Raw genomic sequence first — 22,516 nt, 5'->3', positions numbered from 1 at the left:
CTTTAAAATCAAACCTTCTTATCAATTGTTTCCCGATAGTAATTATTTCTAGTCTCGAATTTTCTATACAGGTGGTTTATCTTTAAACAAACGTTTAAAATGGGGAGTAGAAAACCCACATAGGGAGTGTTGTGAAAGTGTATAATGAACCGATTTTCTTAAAACCTGTATTCAAAGACCGAATCTGGGGCGGAACAAAGCTACGTGAAGAGTTCGGCTACGATATTCCATCTAAAACAACCGGAGAGTGCTGGGGAATTTCCGCTCATTCAAACGGACCGAGTGAAGTCGTAAACGGCCCGTTAAAAGGAAAGACGCTTGACCAAGTGTGGGACGAGCATCGTGAACTCTTTGCTGATCAAGTTGGAGAAGACTTCCCATTGCTTGTAAAAATTTTAGATGCAAAGACGGATCTTTCCGTACAGGTGCACCCGGATGATTCCTACGCGCGTGAAGTGGAAGGCGAGGCGTTCGGAAAAACAGAATGCTGGTACGTGATCGATTGCGAGCCAGATGCAGAATTGGTGTATGGTCATCATGCTGGATCTAAGCTTCAGTTTGAAGAGATGGTAGCAGATAACCGCTGGAATAAGCTTCTTCGTAAAGTGGCGATTAAGCCAGGTGATTTTGTGTATGTACCGAACGGAACGATCCATGCGATCGGTGCGGGCACAATGATTTTGGAGACGCAGCAAAGCTCTGATATTACGTATCGTGTTTACGATTATGATCGTCTTGACGATGCAGGTAATACGCGTGAGCTTCATATCGAAAAATCGATTGAAGTCGCGATGATTCCGCATCAGGACGCTGACTTTGAACCTGTTTTATCAGCGAATGAGGATTTAAAGATCGAGAAGCTGATCAAAGAGAACTATTTTACCGTGTATCACTGGAACTTAGAAGGTTCAGTGGCGGCGGTCGAAAATCCTTCGTATTTTTTAGTAAGTGTGTTGGAGGGAGAAGGAGAGTTGAAGATTGATGATCAATCTTCTTCCGCATTTAAAAAAGGCGACCACTTTATCGTGCCATCGACAGTGAAAAAATTCGGAATGAGCGGTGATGCGAAGTTTATCGTGTCGCATCCGACGATTTAATAGAGAAGGAGCAACCGGAATGGAGGGATTCCGGTTGTTTTTTTGTGTAACCGAAAGACTTGAGCGTAACTCGATGAATTTGAGCGAAACTAGAGGTGGTTTGAGCGTAAAACAGGGATTCTGAGCGAAGATCGGTAATTCTGAGCGTAGCGAGCTTTTTTTGAGCGAACGTGTAACAGAATAAAGAACACGTACCGTGAAAAAAGCTAATTTAACTCATTCAAGTGGAAAACCTTGTACTTTCCTATTTTCGTGGCTGAAATATTTAAATCATTCAAAAGGTGTTTTGCGAGATGGCGGGAGGAAATCTGAAGAAAGTCGCAGCAATCATGAATTGGTAGAGTAGGACTGATTAATAATGCATATTCCTTTAATGTTTCAATATGTGCATTGCTGCAATAATGACCACAATTAGGACAAAACCACTTCCTCCTTGCTCTAATCATAGGAATTTTAAAACATTCTGGACAGGATACACCTTTAATCAAGTCATCCGCAGATATATTAAATTTTTTAAAAAGATCTTGGTCGGTTTGATTATGGTGTTTGAGCAGAAGACGAGATAATTTTTTGATGTCTTTTTTAGTGATTATTTCTATTGGATAATTTTTTTGATAGGCGTGAAATCTTGCTAGAAGGTTAGCGCTATGTGTTACAAATTTGGAGATATTCATATTTTTAGGAATCGACATAATTTTGGAGTTGGGGTTGCTGATGATCACAAGAGATTCGATTGGAAGTATGGGAAACTTATGGAGATTTAACCATTCTTTGAACAGGTGGGTTTGCCGGTATAGCTGCGAGATTGGGTCCGAAAATGTTTCTTCGGTATCTTTATAAGTACGGATAAGTTGGTGAAATTCTTGGTCAAATATTAGAGTACCTGAAATGTGTTTCACCTCGATAATGAGAAAAAACGATGGTGTTAAGATAAGGATATCGATTTGGAAATGACTGGAGCCAAACGGGAGACGGAGATCGTGGAAAATGTGAGTTTCCTCTTTTGGGAGCAAATCCAGATGAAAATCGAGGGATTTTTCACCTTTATACCCTGCAATGCTCCTCATAAGTTCACCTTCAATTTCCTTCTCTGCAGGATGGTCAGGGGAAAAACGCTTATGTAAAAGTCTTAGTTTCTTAATTTTAATAGATTCTGCTGCTTCTTTTACTATCATAACATCACTCCTCATGATAAAAATTCCCTTATATGGCATCAGAGTCCTTCACCGGATTTTAGTTTCACTGTTTTAAGGATAATCTTGAGCGTAACTCGATGATTTTGAGCGAAACTAAAGGTGGTTTGAGCGAAAAGCAGGGAAGTCTGAGCGAAGATCGATGATTCTTAGCGTAGCGAGCTATTTTTGAGCGTAGGTGTAACAAATAAAAGAACACGTACCGTAAAACTGCAAATTTCCATAACGAAAGCCCCTTGCAACCAAGGGGCTTCATTTTATTTATTCACTTTAGAAGTAGACTCGCGTTTTAATAGGGTTGCTGGCAGGAGAAGCTCTGTGATCGGTTCTTCTGTGTTGTCCATCCGCCAGACGAGCTGTTCGATTGCTTTTCTTCCATAAAGCTCTAAATCAATATCCATCGTCGTAATCTTCGGGTTCGCTAACCTTGAAAGCTGTCCGTTATCAAAGCTGCAGACCGAAACATCATCAGGCACGCGTAACCCTTTTTGCTGAAGCGATGACTGTACAAAAAATCCTAGTCCGTCGTTAACGCAAAACCAAGCTGTCGGTTGTGTCTCTACTGATTCCACCAAATCTCGTACTATGATTTCACTTTCCTCCACAGAAGAAAAAATTAATCGCTGGTCAACTTGCAGTTCGTGCTCTTGAAATGCGAGCAAAAACCCTTCAAGCCTTTCCTGATAACTTGGAGAAAAACGGGTATCCCCAACGAACGCAATTTTCTTATGACCAAGATCGACCATATGTTTAACGGCAGTGTAAGCCGCAAATCGGTTGTTCGTCAGAATCGCATCAGCCTGAATGAGCGGGTGATGATGGTCAATCGTTACCGTTGGAATGCCGGTTCCGATGACTTTGTTGATATATTCAGTACTAATATGAGATAAGATAAGCACACCATCAACGTGTTTATTTTCTATAAAAGAAGGGAGAGTGAGATTCTCCTTCGCCTCGTTAGTTACCGATTGTATCAGTACATTCAGCCCTTTGTTTGTCGCCTCTTTTTCCACACTCAAATAAATCTTTCCAAAAAAGCTTTGCAGAGAAAAAGCTAAATCTGAAGCGATCAGTCCGATGTTGCCCGTACCTTTGTCCGCTGTTTTCGATGTGATCGTCTTGTATTGATATCCTAATTCCTTAGCTGTCTCTTCAATTTTTTTACGAGTGGCTGGGCTGACACCTGGCTTTCCAGATAGGGCCTGTGACACCGAGTTTTTTGAGATATTCAAATGATCCGCAATGTCTTGCATGGATACTTTTTTCGCCATTATTTAAACAAACCTTCCAAAAAAAAAGAATTTTGTCACGTTACAAATTAAATATAAACGAAAAGGTAGATTAAGTAAATAAAAACAAAAGATAAATTTTAAAATAGCCTTTGAGCCAAGAAATAACTAAGGAAGTTATGCTTATAAAATTGTCTGATAAACCGATTGACAACATTACAAATACGTGTAATAATCACATTACATAAAGTTACAAAAACAATTACGAAAATGACATATTTACACATTGTAATCAAAGTCACACTTTTTTAAAACCTAAAATGATAGCGCTGCCATTTTAGGTTCGTAAAACAAATACTGGGCATCACTATTAACAAGGGGGATATTCTGATGAAAATGAAAAAGGTAGCATCTCTTTTCCTTACCGCAACGATCGCAGCATCCGCACTGGCAGGTTGTTCAACTGGAAACGGCGGGGGGAAATCAGCTGACGGAAAGACGACGATCGAATTCTGGGCGGCTCCAAACCCGACACAGCAAGTGTATTGGAAAGAGATGGCGAAAGAATTTGAAAAAGAAAATCCGAAAGTTAACGTTAAAGTAAGTCCGATGAAAGAAAGTCCTACTTCAGAAGCAAGCATTCAATCTGCAATTGCAGGTAAGAGTGCGCCAACGATGTCTGAGAACATCAACCGTGGATTTGCGGCTCAGCTCGCTGATAGTAAAGCACTTGTTCCGCTTAACGAAATCGAAGGCTGGGATAAGCTTCTGAAAAATCGCAGCATGACAGACACGATCAAAACATGGGAATTCTCTGATGACAATCAATATGTAATGCCGATTTACTCTAACCCAATGCTATTCGGTTGGAGGCTCGACATTTTAAAAGAAGTAGGCGTAGATAAAATGCCTGCTACTTATAGTGAAGTTCTAGATGCTGCTAAAAAGCTAAAAGCGAAATACCCTGAAAAGTACGTTTGGGCTAAACCTGCCCTTGCAGATCCAACAGCACATCATAGATGGTTTGACTTCTTCATGCTTTATGATGCGGCATCCGGCGGTAACAATTTTATTGAAGGTGATAAGTTTGTAGCCGAGGATGAAGCAGGCTTAAATGCATTGAAATTTATGGATGACCTCAGAAAAGAAGATGCCATTTTAACAAAACAGTCCACAGATCCTTTTGAAAATGGTCTTGGAATTTTCACAGACCTTGGACCATGGACGTTCAGCTATTGGGAAGAAAAGTTCCCTGAAATGAAATACAACGAGAACTTTGGGTTATCGCTTCCACCAGTTCCGGATGGTGCGGATACAGAAAACGTAAACACATTCGCTGATACAAAAGGAATCGTTATCTATGCGTCCGCAACAGAAGAAGAGCGAAAAGCGGCGATGGAGTTTATGAATTTCGTATATTCGAATCCGGAAAACGATCTGAAGTGGCTCGAAACGACTAAGCTTCCACCGGCTCGTGACGACCTTTCAGCAAATGAATCGTTCAAAGCGTTCTTTGATAAAAATCCTGAGCTGAAGCCTTATGCAGATGCTGTACCAAACGCAATACCTTCTATTGATAACGCTAAATACAACGAACTTCAAACACATATCGGCCGTTATGCAGTTAACCCTGTCGTGAAGGGAGAAGTTGATCCTGAAAAAGGCTGGAAAGAGATGAAGAAGGCCATAAAGGAGGAACTTAAAAAATGATGAAAAGAAACGGGACGGGCTGGCTATTTGCCAGTCCTTACCTTTTATATGCGGTTATTTTTTTCGCCATACCGCTAATCTGGTCGATGTATCTATCATTTACGGACTGGAACTTGATCTCGCCAGTCTACTATTTTAAAGGCTTTGATAACTTTATCGAAGCAGTGAAGCATCCAGGAGTACAGGCAGCATTCTTTGTAACGTTCAAGTTCATGGCAGCGTTCGTACCGATGGTTATCGTTTCATCGCTCGCTGTAGCACTTGTCATTCACGGACTGCCTCGTTTCAAAGGCTTATTCCTAATCGGGTTCTTTTTACCTTATTTAGCATCAGGGGTTGTTTCATCCTTGATCGTAAAAGGATTGCTGTCCCATAACAGTGCGTTCAACGTATTTTTGCGGAAATTTGGAATCGAAATCGACTGGCTGAGCACACCGTTATCCGCATTGCTGGTGGTTGCGGCTATCATCGCTTGGAAGTTCACCGGCTATTACGCACTTATTTTGACAGCTGGTTTTGAAAGTATCAATAAAGACGTTTATGAAGCAGCTGCGATTGATGGGGTAACACCATCACAACGTTTTTGGAAAATAACGTTGCCGCTGTTGTATCCAGCTATATTTACCGTGTTGATCCTCTCGATCGGCGTATCATTCGGAATCTTTACTGAGGTTTACCAGCTGACAGGCGGTGGACCAAACTACGCAACAAACACGTGGCAGATGGAGATTTTTAAACAAGCGTTTACGAACTTGAGCGCAGGTTATGCGTCAGCAGTTGCGATCATCGCTTCAGTTGTGACGTTCGCATCCATTTTAGTCATCAGAAAATTACTAGAGATGTGGGGGAAACGTAATGGTTGGGTCTAAAAAAGGATTAACTTTTCGCTATGTGATCGCCTTTGCATTGCTTATCGTTATGGTCTTTCCGTATCTCTATATGGTGATGAACTCGTTTGCCGACTGGACGCAGGTTGATAAAAAAGTGGTGCCGACTGAGTTTACGATCCGTTCGTATGAATGGCTTTTCTCTGGCGGGGAGGCGGGTATCGCAAGACCATGGCTTAAGGCTTTTCTTAATAGTGTGATTGTATCAACAGCATCGACCGCACTCATGATGGTGACGGGTGCTATGGTCGCTTTCGCACTCGCGAAAATGAACTTTAGAGGACGGGATTTCATCAATAATGCGGTCTTGTTCCAAATGTTCTTCCCGGCGATCATCTTATTAATTCCTACGTTTTTAATTATCCAAAACGCAGGGCTTTATGACACATATACGGCGATGATTCTGCCGAAAGCGATGAGTTTATGGGCCGTCTTCATGTACACGAACTTTTTCAGGGCGATCCCAGACACATTTATTGAAGCGGCTAAACTAGACGGAGCTTCTAACTTTCAAATTTTATATAAAATCGTAATGCCGATGTCAAAATCGATTACAACAGTCGTATTCTTATTCTTGTTCATGGAAAGATGGACGGAATTATTGTGGGATATGATTGTGGTCAGAAGTGACAGCATGCTGACGCTTAACGTATTACTTTCCCAAATGTTCGGACCATATGGCGGCTACCCAGGTCCAATGTATGCAGCATCCGTCCTATTAACGGTTCCGATCATTATCTTGTTCCTATTCTTTTCAAAACAGTTCAAAGAAGGCATGCAGTTTACGCTTAAATAGGTTGAAGGAGAATTTCTATGACAAAAACATGTGGAGAATTAGTGGAGATCTATATAGAAAAAGATCAGCCGGCGAACCCTGAAAAACTAACGTTTGCGGGTGTTGGTGAAAGGGATGTTTACAACATTACAGCTCCGTTTGAAGATGAAGGAGAGTTAGTGATTGCAGGCCGTGTTGAAGCCCGTGACACCGAGCATTCAGAGGTTTACTTTTTTGTGAACCGTGATAGCGTTTGGACACCAAGAGAAGGTGCACCGGTTTTTGAACTTCAAGATCCGTTCGTGACAAGGATTGCCGGAGAGCTAGTGCTTGGCGGAGTTGAGATTTTTCCTCATCCGACGAATGACGGCGCACTTGGCTGGCGGACTGTTTTTTACAAAGGTTCATCCATAGAAACGTTAAAGCAGTTTTTCAAAGGTCCAGACGGGATGAAAGATCTAAGACTGGCTGAATTAAAAGACGGAAGCGTTGCTGTCTTAACCCGTCCTCAAGGAGAAAAAGGGGGACGTGGAAAGATTGGTTTTGCGCGCATCCCTTCATTAAAAGAGTTAACACTTGATGTGATTGAAGACTCGCCACTTTTAGAAGGGCAGTTTGCTGAAGGAGAATGGGGCGGTGCGAACGAGCTTCACATTCTCGATAATGGATTGATCGGCGTACTCGGACATATCGCAAGTTTTGATGAAGAAGGAAACCGTCATTACTATCCGATAGTATTTTCATTAAATCCTGAAACAGGTGATCATACGGAAATTCAGCTCATTGCAATCCGTGATGACTTTTTAGCTGGCGCTTCTAAGCGACCAGATTTAGTAGATGTGGTGTTTAGCGGCGGACTTGTTCGGAAGGAAGATGGAACTGCAGATTTTTACGCTGGGATTAGTGATGCAGAGGCACACAAAATTACGATAAAAGATCCGTTCAACCAATTTGAAAAATAAGGGGACATGCAGCATGAATGTGTATCGATATGAAGAAAACCCGCTCGTTACGCCTCGTGACGTGAAGCCGCATCGTGACGATTTTGAAGTGATCGGGGCGTTTAACGCTGGAATTGCGCAGTACAAAGACGAAGTTATCATGCTTTTGCGTGTGGCTGAGCGACCAATTAGTGATGAACCGAAAGTGGTGAAAGCCCCGGTTTACAATGTTGAGACTGGAGAACTGGAGATTCATTCTTTAGATTTGGACGATGAACGGTATGATTTCTCTGATCCGCGTGTGATCTGTGAAAAGAAAAACGGTAAGAGCTTTTCTTATTTAACATCCCTTTCTTATATTCGATTAGCGCGCAGTAAAGATGGACGCAACTTTACGATCGATGATGAGCCATTCATCTACCCATCGAATGAACTCGAGACGTTCGGAATCGAAGACCCGCGCGTGACTCAGATTGGGGACACGTATTACATCTACTACAGTGCGGTTTCTCCAGCAGGTGTGGGTGAATCGCTCGTTTCGACGAAAGATTTTGTGGAAGTGGAGCATCACGGGATGATCTTTTGCCCAGAAAACAAAGACGTGTTAATTTTTCCTGAAAAAATTAACGGACTATATTATGCATTGCACCGGCCGGTACCGAAAAGCACGGGTGCACCGGAAATCTGGGTCGCAGAATCTACGAACCTCTTGCATTGGGGCAATCACAAACATTTGATTGGATTGCGTGATGGTATGTGGGATAACGGCCGAATCGGAGGCGGTGCCGTTCCGATCAAGACGGAAAAAGGCTGGCTCGAACTCTATCACGGAGCATCAAAAGATGACCGTTATTGTATGGGGGCTGTTTTACTAGATTTAGAGAATCCGGCAAAAGTAATCGCTCGTTCAGAAACACCGATCTTAGAGCCTGAAGCGGATTATGAAGTGGACGGATTCTTCGGCAATGTCGTGTTTTCATGCGGAGTTCTCGTTGAAGGCGATGTTGTGAAGATGTATTACGGTGTGGCAGACACGTCGATGGCATGTGCAGAGCTCAGTTTACAGGAGATTTTGGACTCGTTGACGTATTAATAAGGAAGATGAATGCCAAAACATTGCGTTTTGGCTTCTTTTTAATATGGAAATAATGGATAACAGGTTTAGTTGAGCGAAAACAGGGGCAGTTTGGGCGTAGATAGGTATAAGTTGAGCGTAGGTGAGAGTTTTTGAGCGAAACAGGGTCTATTCTGAGCGTAGGTTGGACATTTTGAGCGAACGTGTAACAAAATAAAAGAACACGTACCGTAAAACACCTAAGCACGGTTCACATAAGCTCGCTACACCCGTTTCATGTTAAAATCAATCTAACGAAAGGAGCGGTCAACATGATTTTAGGTGCAATTGAAGCAGGCGGTACAAAATTTGTATGCGGAATCGGCAACGAAAACGGAGATATCATAGAGAAAATCAGCTTTCCAACGACAACACCGGAAGAAACGTTAAAACTCGTAACTGATTATTTCAAGGACAAGCAGATTGAGGCGCTTGGCGTAGGCTCATTTGGACCGATCGATCTGAACACGGAAAACTCCACGTACGGATTCATCACGAGCACACCGAAAAAGCATTGGAAAAACGTGAACTTGCTCGGTGAACTTAAAAAACATATCGATGTGCCAATGGCATTCGATACAGATGTGAATGCAGCGGCGCTCGGTGAACTGGAATGGGGAGCGGCAAAAGGTCTCGACAGCTGCATCTACATGACAGTTGGAACGGGAATCGGAGTCGGGGCAGTTGCAGAAGGTAAGCTCATTCACGGAATGCTTCACCCAGAAATGGGGCACATTCTCGTCAAACGTCATGAAAACGACACGTACAAAGGAAACTGTCCTTTTCATGGAGATTGCCTGGAGGGAATGGCTTCAGGACCAGCTATCGAAAACCGCTGGGGCCAAAAAGGTGTGGTGCTCTCAGCAAATCCTCAAGTTTGGGAGCTCGAAGCCTATTACCTAGCACAAGCACTTGTGAACTATATTCTGGTACTCTCGCCGAAAAAGCTCATCCTTGGCGGTGGAGTGATGCAGCAAAAACAGTTGTTTCCGATCATCATCGAAAACGTAGTGACCTTGTTAAACGGTTATATTCAGCATGAGAATTTACTAGTAAATATCGATAACTATATCGTTCCGCCTGAATTGGGTGATAATGCGGGATTGTGCGGTGCGTTGGCATTGGCAAAAAATATGATATCGAAATTGAGCTGATTCCAATAAGGATCAGCTTTTTGTTTGATCAAGCACGCGAAAACACCTCCTTTTACCTATAAATCTTTGGTTGTTATCCTTTTTCAATAAAACTATAATGATAAATAATTAATTAAATTAATCAAACACTCTAAAAATTCAGGACGTATTCATGTTAATTTTCGAAACGTTTCACCAATCTTCCACAAAAGAAAATAGAGGAATATTCAACATGTTAATTCATCAATGATGAAAGAATCATAATTACCGATCACAGCCGGAGAGACCTGCAGAAATCATCCAGCTATAGAAAGGAACGGTTCACATATGAATATAACAGGTTTTGGAGATGAAATTTCTCTCGATCTGACGGAACAACTGGACGTTTTGGAGTCTGAAGGAATCAAATATTTAGACTTTCGAAGTGTATGGGGGAAAAGCGTGGTCGAGCTAAACGAACACGAGATTGCAATCATAAAAGAAGAGCTCGATAAACGTAGATTTCGGGTTTCATCTATTGCGTCACCTATTGGTAAGACCGACATTCTTGAAGATTTTTCATCTCAGCTAAACGACTTGGATAAAGTGATCACGCTTGCGAAGACTTTTGACACCGCTTACATTAGAGTTTTTTCATATTTCATTCCACAAGGTGAAAATCCTTACACATACAGAGAGGTAATCATCAACAAAACAAAAGCCTTGGTAAAAAAAGCAGAAACAAAGAACGTGATTCTGCTTCACGAGAATGAAAAGGGCATATACGGTGATATTCCAGAACGATGCTTAGATCTGCTCACGGAGGTTGATTCTCCAAACTACCGGGCTATCTTTGACATTGCCAACTTTGTGCAAAGTGGAGTGAGGCCCTTTACAAAAGCTTATCCACTTTTAAAACCATACCTCGAATATGTGCATATTAAAGATGCACGTTTTTCCGATTCAAAAGTGGTACCGCCGGGCTTGGGAGATGGCGAGGTGGAAGAGCTGCTGACCCAGCTAATGAAAGATGGCTATAACGGATTTTTATCCATCGAACATCATCTAGGTCCAGATGGCGAATTTGAAGGATGCAGCAATTCAAAGCTTTTTCAAGAAGCTGCACAAGCATTGAACAGCGTCTTATCAAACATTCAAGCAAAAGGAGGATGAAGCAAGATGAATACAGAGTTTCGATTCGGAATCATTGGCTGCGGTGTGATCAGCCGTACGCACGCAGATGAGATCCATAAAATCAAAGGTGCAACTTTAGTAGCTGTGGCCGATGTGGCCGAAGATTGTGCAAAGAATATGGCCGAAGTTTACGGAGTAGATTGGTATTCGAATTATCTTGAACTGCTGAAGCGGGATGACATCGATATTGTTAACATCCTGACGCCGAGTGGTTTGAGGGCAGAAATTGCGATTGAAGCTGCCCGGCATGGAAAACATGTAATCGCTGAAAAACCGATTGATGTAACGTTTGAAAAAGCCACCGACATGATTCAAGCATGCAGGGAAGCAGGGGTTAAGCTGGCCGTGATCTCACAGCACCGGTTTGATACGTCAACGGTAGAAGTAAAGAAAGTGATTGAAGAAGGAAAGATGGGCCATGTCGTTCTTGGAGAGTGTGCGGTAAATTGGTACCGGACACAAAGCTATTATGACAGTGGAGCTTGGCGCGGGACGTGGGCCATGGATGGAGGCGGTGCATTGATGAACCAGTCCATCCATACGATTGATCTGCTTCAATATTTGGTTGGGCCGGTCGAAAGTGTTTTTGCCCATACGGCAACACTCGCCCATGAGAGGATCGAAGTGGAAGATGTTGCGGTGGCGACCGTCAAATTTAAAAGTGGTGCACTCGGAACGATCGTCGGAACAACGAGTGCGTATCCTGGTCTCTCCTCAAGGCTTGAGGTCTTTGGGACGTCTGGTTCAGCGGTTATCGAACATGATAAACTCACGCATTTATACTTGAAATCTGAAGAACCTTCTTCCAACTTAGCATCAAAAAATCTAGATGCACCAGACCCTACAACGGTTTTTGGCTATGCCCATGGCTTGCAGATCGAAGACGTGATGAATGCAATCCTGGAAGACAGAGAGCCTTTAGTTAACGGTGAAGAAGGATTGAAGCCGCTCGAAATCATATTGGCGATCTATGAATCTGCTAGGACTGGAAAAGAAGTCACATTGCCATTAAAAACGGTGAAAACAGCCCAATAAAAAGGAGAGTATAAGAATGATAGAAAAGTTTGCCGTACAGCTGTATACCCTTCGCCATGAAGTGGAACAAGATCTGTTTAGCGTCCTTAAAGACCTTAAGAAAATGGGGTGGAGTGGTGTTCAAATATCCGCGTTGCCTCCTAAATATGACCCTTCTGAAGTCGCACACACGTTAAAAGAATTAAATCTAAAAGCAGCTGGCATGCACGTACCGATCCACCGGATGGAAAATGATATGGAGAATGTTTTAAACGAAACAAACTTTTACGAGACAAAAGATATCGTTTGTCCTTACTTAACGGAAGATCTCAGAACCGCTGAAGGGTATCTGCATGTTAAACAGTTGCTTAACTCGATAGCCGAAACGCATCCGGATCTTCGTGTGAGCTATCATAATCATGATTTTGAGTTCAATACTAAGATCAGTGGGCAGTCAGCACTTGAGTTTATATTAGATCCAACAGAACCAAATAAAGTGCTGGCAGAGATCGATGTGTATTGGATCAAAAAAGCTGGTAAGGACCCGCTGCAATTTATCCAAACTTATCAAAATCGCATGCCCATCATCCACTTAAAAGACATGACGAATGATGAAGAAGAGACATACGCTGCGCTAGGTACAGGGAGTATCGACGTTAAGCCGATCATCGAATGGGGAGAAAAATCGGGGATCGAATGGTATGTGGTGGAACAAGACGAATGTCCGGGAGATCCGTTCGATAGTTTACAAATAAGTTACAACTATATTCAGAGGTTGATAGGTTCATAAGCAGGTGGTATTATCAATATTAAATTAATAAATTTAATGAATTAATTAATTAATTATCATTTGTTTATCTTTCTTAGGAGGTGCACAAAAATGAGCTTACGAATCGGAATTGTTGGAACAGGAAGAACGATCGGCGTGGCGAGTGATCATCTGCACGGCATTCAAGCGAATCCCGGATGGATTCTCTCAGCTGTTTACGACATCGTCCCGGACAACGCGAAACAATGGATCCAGCAGCACAATCTTGCTTCTGCACTGATTTGTTCCAGCCTGGAAGAACTATTAGACAAGGTAGATGCTGTCGTAATCTGTACAGATAACTTATCCCACGGAACGATCGCAAGAGAAGCATTCAAAAGAAAGCTGCCTGTTCTATGTGAAAAACCTCTTTCAGTCGACTATCACGAATCGAAAAAACTGGCTGAAGAAGCAGCGGCGGTGGGTGTCGTCAATTACATGGGCATGCAATACCGGTATCATCCATACGCTCAGCTGATCAAAGAGATCATCTCATCCGGCGAACTTGGAGACATCTTTTCATACCGTCATAAGCTAGGGGGCGGGAGAATCGGAAACCCGAATGTTGGAATGGAATGGCGGATGAAAAAAGAAACGTCAGGAGCTGGAGCAGTCGCCGATTTTGGGATTCATCAGGTGGATCTCATTCATTTTTTCCTGCATGAAACGTGCGGAGAAATTACAAGCGTACAAGCCGAACTTGCGACATTCATCCAAGCGCGTCAGTCAGAAGGTGCGTCAGCGGCCCCTGTTACAAACGATGATATCGCGGTTGTGATCGCTCGCTTAGAAAACGGAGCGATGATTACACTGAACAACTCCAGGCTTCTGCCGCAAGATGGCGATGGTATTGAGATCGTGGGGACGAAAGCAGCCATTTCAATGGATCAGCACGGCCGGCTCTTTTTAAGAAAAAAGAATGCTGACGGTTCATGGTCAGGCGAACGGGAAGAGCTCGAGATCGAAGAGAGACATAAGTTCCTTGGACTTGCTCGCGGGAAACAATATAAAGAGTTTTATGAGGCGGTAAAAAACAACCAACCACATGAATTATCGTTCGCGTATGCAGCTCAAGCAGCAAGAGTGATCGATGCGGCTGTATTATCAAGCCAAGAAGGAAGAAGAGTTTCTATTTCAGAGATCGAATAAAAAGGCTGTTTTCGTAAGCTTTGTTGTTCTGTAGGTAGTTTGAGCGAAAAAGGGATATTTTGAGCGAAACTAAAGGTAGTTTGAGCGTAGCGGGAAGATTTTGAGCGTAACCCGGCGTTTTTGAGCGAAACCTCAATGAGTCTGAGCGAACGTGTAATAAATATAAGAACACGTACCGTAAAACGGCATCAACAAAGATAGTTAAAAAAGATCTAGAAAAAAGCCAATAATAAAGGAGGATTCTATTATGGAACAAACAAAAACACAGGAAACAATCGTGAATCTTGCACCGTTATTCAACCCGGAAGAAGGAAGAACGGTCATCTCACCGCTTGGAAACGAAACAGGGTATTGGGCAGGCGCACCGACTGTTTTATTTGATGACAAAGATGAGACGTTTTATTTGTATTACCGTCTCCGCAACCCTCGCGGACATGGTGAAGATGAGCGGGGCTTTGAAGTCCGAATCGCGAGCAGCAAAGATGGTGAAAACTTTACGGACGTTTGGAGTGTCCATAAACGCGAACTAAACTCCAGCTCCATTGAACGCTCTGCACTTGTGAAAGTAAGCGATCAACTGTACCGTCTTTACATCAGCTATGTCGATCCTGCTGATAATCGCTGGCGCATTGATGTAGTTGAAGCAGAATCACCTTCTTCATTCCAGGTTGAAAACCGTAAAAAGATTTTAACCGCAAGCGATCATCCCAATGTTGAAGGGGTAAAAGATCCGTATATCGTGAAACATGAAAACAAGTATTACATGTATTTTGTATATGCGAAAGGACTGGATTCGGCTGGTTCAGAAGAGATGCATCAAACGGGAGATGTCCATAATACAGGTCTTGCAGTCGCACCGACAGGGCTTGCAATCAGCGAAGACGGAATCCATTTTGATTGGGTAGATACGGTGATTCCGGTAAGTGATGCAGGATGGGATCAGTATCAATCACGTCTGACTACGATCATTCCAACACAAAACGGATACACGGTTCTTTGGGATGGCAGTGTCGGCGTAGAACAGAATTATGAAGAAAAAATGGCACTGGCAGTTTCCTTCGATCTGCGAACATTTGCCAAACTAAACGTGGATGGTCCAGTACTCGAAACCGCATCAGGCAAAGCCGTTCGTTACGTGGATGCGATCATTCATGAAGGTTCCATATGGTACTATTATGAATATACAAGGGAAGACGGTGCGCATGAACTGCGTCTATGCAAAGTGAAAATCTAGCATGAAATAAGGAGTCAGGAAGAATGTCATTCATCGGTCAAAATACGTTACGAACAAAACAGTTAAACCGCTCACTCGTACTGCAATCGATTCTTAGGCTAACAAAGCCAACTCGCCAGGAGATCGCTTCTTTTACGAAGCTGACACCAGCGACCATCACAAATATTATCGGTGAATTGATGGCTGAGAAACTCGTTGTAGAGACAGGCAGTATGGAAGGCGGGGAAAAGAGGGCAGGGCGCAAAACCATCGTCCTTGATTTGAATGAAGAGTCTAAGCGTATTGCGGGTGTTCATATCCGCAGTGACCGTGTTGAATTAGGAATCATGACATTAAAGGGGAAAGTGCTGCAGTTTCATCATTTTCCTCTTCCAGATAAAATCGATCAAAACGATTTTTTAGCTATATTAATAAAAGAACTCGAAAGCTTTCTGGCGACATCAAAAGTTCCCGTATCCTGTATCGGAATAGGATCAGTTGGACTTGTTGATTTTGAGAATGGACGAATCCTAGAAGCAGAACATATGGGTTGGGAAAAAGTCGAACTTGTATCGGCTATTTCTTCCCGCTTCCATATTCCTGTTTATCTGGATCATCATGTTCGAGGGATGGCGCTTGCTGAAAAGCTATTCGGATCATGCAAGAATGAAACAGATTTCCTTTGTGTTTATCTTGGACAAGGAATCGGTTCAGGCATGTATTTGAGAGATCAATTGTTTCGAAGTGATCTGACAGGAGCGGGTGAGCTGGGTCATATGATCTACCAACCTGGCGGTATTCCTTGCTGGTGCGGAAGCCGTGGATGTTTGGAGCGATATGCCTCTGAAGCTGCAATTTTAAAAGAATTTAAGGTAAGCTCTATCGATGATTTTATAACGGGGTGCAAGCATGGTGACGAAAACATGCTAAAGGGTGCAACTGATGCAGGAAAACAAATCGCAACTGTTCTTACTTCTATCATCAATATGCTTCATGTAAATAAGATCATGGTCGGAGGAAAACTTGCTGATCCAGAACTGCCCTTGATCACTGAGATTAGAAAAGAGGTCCGCCATTTATCTTTTCTTGATAAAAAAAGACGCGTTGAGATCGAAGCTTCTTCTATGGGAGAGCAGGTCGGCGTGATTGGTGCTGCGAGTCTAGCATTGCTTTATGCCGTATTCAATGCGAATCTAACCGGAAAAAGGTGAGAATATGAAGCTTGGTTTTTTAACGAATTCGTTGGTTCATCACGGAATGAACAACATGGAAGATCTAGTGAATTGGTCCGTAGAGCATAAGTTTCAGGCTTTGGAAGTAGGACCGAATGTACCCTTTCATTCCTTAGAAAAAGTGGTATCAGAAAAAAAGATAGAAGTAGCTGCGTTAACGTATTGCAGAAATTTTTTAAGTGAAGACGAAGAACTCGCGACTCTTCATAAAAAGGAGCTCTTTAACCGGGTAAGGATGGCTGGGGAACTTGGTATTCCAGTCGTGGTAACTTCCACTGGAATATCAGCCAGCGCAAAAGGTGATCATTATGATGGCTATGATGCCATCCGTTCAAAACCTGAATACAGTTTGGAAAAGGTCGTTTCATTGTTTCATGAAGTTATCACACTAGCTGAAGAAATGAACGTTAAGATTGCCTTTGAGAACTGCCCGCTCATGGGGAATATCGCCATATCACCAGATCTATGGGGATTGTTATTTGAAAGACTGGATTCACCAAATGTTGGTCTGGCTTATGATCCCTCTCATCTCATCTGGCAGTTTATCGACCCTTATCTTCCTATTAAAGAATTCGGCCACAAAGTCTTTCATGTTCATGCAAAAGATACTGAAATCAATCATGAACAACTAAAGAGAGCGGGGATTTTGTCGGATTTCAGCTGGTGGAGATACCGTTTACCAGGCTTGGGAGACCTTAACTGGACGAAATTTGTCTCTGAACTGACTGAGGCTGGTTACAATGGAGTAATTAGTGTAGAACATGAAGATCCTGTTTGGGGTGGGGATTTGTCCAAGACAAAACAAGGACTAGTCATCTCAAAACAATATCTTGAAAAAATTTCTGGATTGGTTACTGATCCTCTCATAAAGATGATAAAAGAGTAGACAAATTATCTTATAATATTTCAAAATATTCAAAAAGTACTATTGAAAACGGTTTCAAGTTCCATTATAATAATTTCATTGAAACGTTTCAATTTAATGTAAAGCCTTATATTTTTTTGCACTTCGGTGAAACGTTTCGATACTCGTTCCCGATCTTTTTTTACAGAAAAATTGAAACGTTTCAACCAGTGAGGAGGGTGGTAGTTGGTCACATTAAAAGATGTTGCGAAACGGGCAGGTGTCAGCGTTTCAACAGCATCCTACTCCATCAATGGAAGCTCCTTAATCACAAATGAAACAAAACAAAAGGTTCTTCTTGCCGCTAAAGAGATCGGCTATCGCACGAACGGTCCTGCCAAAAACCTCAAAGAGAAAAAAACGAATATTATCGGCTTATTTCTCAGTGGATTCACGGGTCCGTTTTTCACGGACATGATGGAAGGCATTCAAGATGTGGTTATTCAAAACGGATATGAGTTAATGGTCTATGCTTCGGATGACAAGCATCGTCTGCTTGTGGAACGTTATGTGGATGGGGCAATCATCCTTAACTTTCATATGAAAGATGCATTTTTAGAATCCATTGCCGACGAAAAGCTGCCTTGTATTGTGCTGGACAGAGAAATGGAATCCCCATTTATTAATCAAGTCCTTCTTCCTAATGAACGAGGATCGGCTATGGCGGTTCATTACCTTTTAGAAAAAGGGCATAAAAGAATCGGCTACATGGCAGGTTCCGCTGAATCCTACGATGGCGAGATGCGTTTGAAAGGTTTTAAAAAGGAGATGCAAAAACACAACCATTCATTCTCTGAAAAAGATCTTCTGCGAGCCGATTTCACTGAATCCAGCGGCTATCTAGCCATGTTCCAATACATAGAGAAACATACACAGAACGTTCCCACGGCTTTTATTTGTGCAAATGATGAAATGGCCATGGGGGCAATCAGAGCTATAAAAGAAAAGAATCTAAAAGTGCCAGATGACATAGCCATTATCGGATTTGATGATATTTATGTATCCCAGCATTTTAGCCCTTCGATCACGACGATAAAAGTGCCTAGAAAACAGTGGGGGATCATTGCAGCACATTCATTGTTTAAAATGATGGATTCAGAGTATGAAAGTGAAACAGACGAGGCCGTATCGATCGAATTAATGAGCCGGACTTCGGGGTGAGGTGAAAATATGATTCAGATAAAAAATGAGAAAGTAATCGTAAACGGAAAAGAAGTAATCCTGTTCGGTGGAGAGCTTCACTACTTCCGTGTACCTTCAAGCGAATGGAGAACGCGCATCCGCCAAGTGAAAGAAGCCGGAGCAAACATGGTCAGCACCTATGTTCCTTGGATTTTTCATGAATATGAAGAGGGTTCGATTGATTTAACAGGTGAAACGCGTCCGGAAAGAGATCTAGAAACGTTTCTCCAACTGGTAAAAGAAGAAGGGATGAACTGCCTTGTTCGTCCAGGCCCATACGTAATGGCGGAAATCGTGGACCACGGCGTCCCGACATGGTTCATCGATAAATATCCAGAAGCGGTCGCGAAAACAAACGAAGGAAATCCACATCCTACACGAGTTGTCAGTTACAGCCATCCGGTCTTTCTTGAAAAAGTTGAGATCTGGTATGAAAAAGTTTGCGCCGTCATCAAACCGTTTCTTGTTACTAACGGCGGATCGGTCATTCTGTTTCAGCTTGATAATGAAGTAGGGATGTTTCATTGGGTGACCAATCAGCCTGACTATAACGAATCTACTCTAAAAGAATTCACAGATCATCTTAAAAACAAATACACGCAGCAAGATTTTGAACATACATTCCGGGTTCCTTACGGAGAGATCAGCACTTTCGCACAATCCAAAATTAAAAAACCAGACCCAATCTTTGCACATGCTCTTCGAAATGAGTTTGGATTATTCCTCCGTGAACATTATCGACGGTTCATCGAGTACTTAAAGAAATCGGCTGAGAAAAAAGGGATGGATGTACCTTTTGTTGTGAACATCCATGGTTTCCATACGATCGACCTCACAAAACGAGGCACGATGTACCCGATTGGCATTTCACAGCTGTTAGAAACAGCGAAGATCGACAACGTCCTTATGGCTGGAGATTACTACATCGGCAATATTGAGTACGACAACTACACAGATATTGTTCTCGCAAATGCGTTTACAAAGGCGATCCAATGGAAAGAACAGCCGCTGTTCTCGGCTGAATTCCAGGGTGGAAGTATCCATGACAAACCAAGGCTGCAGCCGGCAACGTTCGATCTCACAACCCGGCTTTGTATAGCTGATGGCATGAATGGCGTGAACTATTACATGTTCGCCGCGGGTGAAAACTATGAAAACATCGGTTTGTTCGGTAAACGTCATGATTGGCAAGCACCTCTTACCGCAGATGGTAAAAAGAGTCCGCATTACTATACCATCCAGCATATCGGGAAGATGCTTCAAGTCTTTGAACGCTCATTGATCGAAACAAAACCAGAAGTGGATATTCATTTTGGATTTTATCCGGATTATTACATGACGGAATTTCACGATGAACATACGAAGGGCATGACCGATCGAATTCAGCGAGATAGAGATGCCTATCTGTATAACGGCATCGCGAAAGCGCTAAGGGTGAACAACATCATCTATGACGCTGTAAATCTATTAGATGATGAAGAGCTTTATCCTAAAAAACTTCCGACGCTCTGGATGTTCGCGACCGAGTGGATGGATGAGGATATCCAGCGTAAGCTCGTTCATTACTTGGAAAACGGCGGAAAGCTCATCTTGTTCCCGACCATACCGGTAAAAACGATGAAAAACGTACCGTGTACGATTTTAAAAGATTACATCGGCGTTTCTGTAAAAGGGCATAAGCAACATAGCTTCGTCCAGATCGATGACACGGAAAATGTAATCACGAATCAGATGGAAATCTATGAAACAGAAAGCGGAGCATTCGCCTGGACAGAAGATGACAAAGAAGTGGCAGCTTTCGAAAAGCAGCTAGGAAAAGGGACTCTTATCATGTTCGGGATTGGGATGGATCACAACTTCAACTACCAGAACGATTCTATAGTCCAATTGGCAGGCCGAGCCGGTATTCAAAGCCGTTTCAAACTAGATGCTGAACTTGATCTAGCTATTCGAACGAGCCCAGACCATGGAAGCTATCTTTTCATCCAAAACTTTGATGAATACAAGAAGAAAACGACTCTTCACTACAAAGAAAAGCCGCTTTTTGGCGGTAAAGAGTTAGTCGTTCCGCTAAGGACCGGCCTTATGCTGCCGATCGATGTTCCGCTTAGAGATGATTTGACCATTACTTATGGAACAGGTGAGATCTACAACATGAAGCACGAGCAAGACAAGCTAGAGCTTTCCATCAAAATCACACAGCCTGAAGAAGAATTCGTTTTAACTTCGATGAAATGGATTCCTTCTGAAAATGAAAACGTTATCGTTCAAAAACTGGCAGAGAATCAATTCAAAGTTTTGATTCGTTCCCACAACGAAACAGAAAGCATTCTTTTTAACCCTGTGGCAGTACAAGCTTCAAAACTATAAATCTATTAAATTGGAGGGGTTTTTTATGAAAAAAGTTTTTTCGCTTATCGCTATCTTGGCGCTTATGTTCTCAATGGCTGCCTGCAGCTCTGATGAAAAGGCTAGCACCGGTGAGAAAAAAGAAGATGTGACCATTTCTTATGCAAGCTGGTCACTTGGTACAGAAAAAGAACAAAACCTTGAGCGTCTTATGATTAAGGCATTCGAAAAGAAATATCCAAACATCAAGGTAAAAATCGATGAATCGATCAGTCCGACAGACTGGAACGGTACATTAGCTGCAGCGGCTAGTGCTGGCAAGATGCCTGATGTTTTTGCTTTACCGCAAATTCCAGCGTCATTATCAAATGACTGGCTGATGGATGTTACGAAAATGACGGAAAAAGACAAAGACTTTGCAAACATCCCAGAGGCAGTACGTGAATCGGCAACATACAACGAAAAAGTGTATGCGATTCCATTCGCTCAGCATTTCTTAGGCTACTTAGTAAATAAAGACTTGTTTAATGAAGCAAACCTGGATTATCCAGAGTTCGGTTTTTCCGTTGAAGAATATACAAAAGCGATTAAAGAAGTTACGAATATCAGCAAAGGTGTTGCTGGAACTAACCATGCCTTCTCAGTAGCGGACTGGTATCCGGCTGCGGTTAACCCTGACATGGGCTGGTACACATTGGCTGACGGACAATACTCATTAGACAGCAAAGAGTTTATTGCAGGTGCAAATCTTGCAAAAGAAATCATAACAAACAACTATGCATACGAGACTCTGCCTGATGATCAAAAAGCAAACTTTAAAGGTGAAAATCCAGAGGAAGTTTGGATGAACGGCCAGGTTGCCGTGAAATGGGACGGTACATGGGGTATTCCGGCACTCCTTGAAAAAGGACAGTTTGAATTTGACTATATCGGACTTCCTGGTGGAAGAACGGGCGTAACGAACGACTTTGTTGGAATCTCTAAAACAAGTAAACATGCTGAAGAAGCTTACCTTTTCTCTAAGTGGATGTCATTTGGAAAAGAAGGATTCATGAAGCGCATGGAGATTGCACAAAAAGAAGGAAAAGCGCTAAATACTCTTCCTGTTAACTCAGATCCTGAAATTTTAGATGAATACTTTGCGATTAACGAAGTGCCTGGAATTAAGATAGCTTATGACAACTTAGACAATGCGGTTGTAGAGCCTGTTAAAACGGAACCTGGTTATGTGGATGCACGCTGGGAAGCACCAACAGGCGTGAAAGTGGGAGATGAAGCAAATGCAAAAGTAGCCTTAATTATGGATAACGTGATCAAAGGCAACTTAAAGATTGAAGACTATGCGAAACAGCTTGATCAATTAGCAGACCAAAAAAGCAAGGAAGCACAAGAGGCTTTAAAAGATAAATAAGA

At 42.4% G+C, this 22,516-nt stretch carries 19 protein-coding genes; 17 read left to right on the top strand and 2 right to left on the bottom strand.

The window, feature by feature from the left end; translation table 11 throughout:
- Nucleotides 1-137: 137 nt before the first annotated feature.
- Entirely contained in the window at nucleotides 138-1,097 is a 960-nt protein-coding gene (manA, locus tag ABE41_RS17835) for a mannose-6-phosphate isomerase, class I (protein ID WP_066293291.1), read from the top strand.
- A 206-nt stretch (nucleotides 1,098-1,303) separates the two neighbouring features.
- On the opposite strand, the gene ABE41_RS17830 is transcribed toward manA, so the two are convergent.
- Together ABE41_RS17830 and ABE41_RS17825 are read right to left on the bottom strand one after the other, a co-directional pair.
- Nucleotides 1,304-2,272, bottom strand: a complete 969-nt coding sequence (locus ABE41_RS17830) for a nuclease-related domain-containing protein (protein ID WP_066293288.1) — start codon at nucleotides 2,270-2,272, stop codon at nucleotides 1,304-1,306.
- A 275-nt stretch (nucleotides 2,273-2,547) separates the two neighbouring features.
- On the bottom strand, nucleotides 2,548-3,561 hold the full coding sequence (locus tag ABE41_RS17825; protein ID WP_066293286.1) for a LacI family DNA-binding transcriptional regulator: 1,014 nt from the start codon (nucleotides 3,559-3,561) through the stop codon (nucleotides 2,548-2,550).
- Nucleotides 3,562-3,909: 348 nt separating this feature from the next.
- Between ABE41_RS17825 and ABE41_RS17820 the strand changes: the two genes are divergently transcribed.
- The 16 genes from ABE41_RS17820 (at nucleotide 3,910) to ABE41_RS17745 (ending at nucleotide 22,514) form a co-directional block, all read left to right on the top strand.
- On the top strand, nucleotides 3,910-5,229 hold the full coding sequence (locus ABE41_RS17820) for an ABC transporter substrate-binding protein (RefSeq protein ID WP_172827373.1): 1,320 nt from the start codon (nucleotides 3,910-3,912) through the stop codon (nucleotides 5,227-5,229).
- On the top strand, nucleotides 5,226-6,098 hold the full coding sequence (locus tag ABE41_RS17815; RefSeq protein WP_066293282.1) for a carbohydrate ABC transporter permease: 873 nt from the start codon (nucleotides 5,226-5,228) through the stop codon (nucleotides 6,096-6,098). The genes ABE41_RS17820 and ABE41_RS17815 overlap by 4 nt, the downstream gene beginning before the upstream one ends.
- Nucleotides 6,085-6,912: a carbohydrate ABC transporter permease gene (locus ABE41_RS17810; protein WP_066293280.1), complete on the top strand. Its 828-nt coding sequence runs from the start codon at nucleotides 6,085-6,087 to the stop codon at nucleotides 6,910-6,912. Before ABE41_RS17815 ends, ABE41_RS17810 begins: the two co-directional genes overlap by 14 nt.
- 17 nt (nucleotides 6,913-6,929) lie before the next feature.
- Nucleotides 6,930-7,853 (top strand): MTP-1 family protein, encoded by a 924-nt coding sequence (locus tag ABE41_RS17805; protein ID WP_066293278.1) that lies wholly within the window; start codon nucleotides 6,930-6,932, stop codon nucleotides 7,851-7,853.
- Nucleotides 7,854-7,866: 13 nt separating this feature from the next.
- Entirely contained in the window at nucleotides 7,867-8,925 is a 1,059-nt protein-coding gene (locus ABE41_RS17800; RefSeq protein WP_066293274.1) for a BtaManbiosPhlase, read from the top strand.
- A 293-nt stretch (nucleotides 8,926-9,218) separates the two neighbouring features.
- A complete protein-coding gene (locus ABE41_RS17795; protein ID WP_066293271.1) occupies nucleotides 9,219-10,100 on the top strand; it encodes an ROK family protein in 882 nt (293 codons plus the stop codon).
- A 306-nt stretch (nucleotides 10,101-10,406) separates the two neighbouring features.
- Complete coding sequence (locus tag ABE41_RS17790) at nucleotides 10,407-11,231, top strand: sugar phosphate isomerase/epimerase family protein (protein ID WP_066293268.1); 825 nt, start codon at nucleotides 10,407-10,409, stop codon at nucleotides 11,229-11,231.
- Between the two features lie 6 nt (nucleotides 11,232-11,237).
- Nucleotides 11,238-12,287: a Gfo/Idh/MocA family protein gene (locus tag ABE41_RS17785; protein ID WP_066293266.1), complete on the top strand. Its 1,050-nt coding sequence runs from the start codon at nucleotides 11,238-11,240 to the stop codon at nucleotides 12,285-12,287.
- A gap of 16 nt (nucleotides 12,288-12,303) precedes the next feature.
- The gene (locus tag ABE41_RS17780) at nucleotides 12,304-13,056 is read left to right on the top strand and encodes a sugar phosphate isomerase/epimerase family protein (RefSeq protein ID WP_066293264.1); all 753 of its coding nucleotides are present in this window, start codon (nucleotides 12,304-12,306) and stop codon (nucleotides 13,054-13,056) included.
- 90 nt (nucleotides 13,057-13,146) lie between these two features.
- The gene (locus tag ABE41_RS17775; RefSeq protein ID WP_066293263.1) at nucleotides 13,147-14,223 is read left to right on the top strand and encodes a Gfo/Idh/MocA family protein; all 1,077 of its coding nucleotides are present in this window, start codon (nucleotides 13,147-13,149) and stop codon (nucleotides 14,221-14,223) included.
- Nucleotides 14,224-14,470: 247 nt separating this feature from the next.
- Nucleotides 14,471-15,457: a glycoside hydrolase family protein gene (locus ABE41_RS17770; protein WP_066293262.1), complete on the top strand. Its 987-nt coding sequence runs from the start codon at nucleotides 14,471-14,473 to the stop codon at nucleotides 15,455-15,457.
- Between the two features lie 23 nt (nucleotides 15,458-15,480).
- Nucleotides 15,481-16,647: an ROK family transcriptional regulator gene (locus tag ABE41_RS17765; RefSeq protein ID WP_066293258.1), complete on the top strand. Its 1,167-nt coding sequence runs from the start codon at nucleotides 15,481-15,483 to the stop codon at nucleotides 16,645-16,647.
- A gap of 4 nt (nucleotides 16,648-16,651) precedes the next feature.
- The gene (locus tag ABE41_RS17760; protein WP_066293255.1) at nucleotides 16,652-17,554 is read left to right on the top strand and encodes a sugar phosphate isomerase/epimerase family protein; all 903 of its coding nucleotides are present in this window, start codon (nucleotides 16,652-16,654) and stop codon (nucleotides 17,552-17,554) included.
- 204 nt (nucleotides 17,555-17,758) lie between these two features.
- A complete protein-coding gene (locus ABE41_RS17755) occupies nucleotides 17,759-18,733 on the top strand; it encodes a LacI family DNA-binding transcriptional regulator (RefSeq protein ID WP_066293253.1) in 975 nt (324 codons plus the stop codon).
- Between the two features lie 9 nt (nucleotides 18,734-18,742).
- Nucleotides 18,743-21,124 (top strand): beta-galactosidase, encoded by a 2,382-nt coding sequence (locus ABE41_RS17750; protein WP_066293251.1) that lies wholly within the window; start codon nucleotides 18,743-18,745, stop codon nucleotides 21,122-21,124.
- A gap of 25 nt (nucleotides 21,125-21,149) precedes the next feature.
- Nucleotides 21,150-22,514 (top strand): ABC transporter substrate-binding protein, encoded by a 1,365-nt coding sequence (locus tag ABE41_RS17745; RefSeq protein ID WP_066293249.1) that lies wholly within the window; start codon nucleotides 21,150-21,152, stop codon nucleotides 22,512-22,514.
- The last annotated feature ends 2 nt before the right edge of the window (nucleotides 22,515-22,516 follow it).

Source organism: Fictibacillus arsenicus (assembly GCF_001642935.1).
Lineage (GTDB): Bacteria > Bacillota > Bacilli > Bacillales > Fictibacillaceae > Fictibacillus > Fictibacillus arsenicus_B.
The sequence above is the reverse complement of the archived record's forward strand: the minus strand, read 5'-3'. Positions and strand labels throughout refer to the sequence as shown.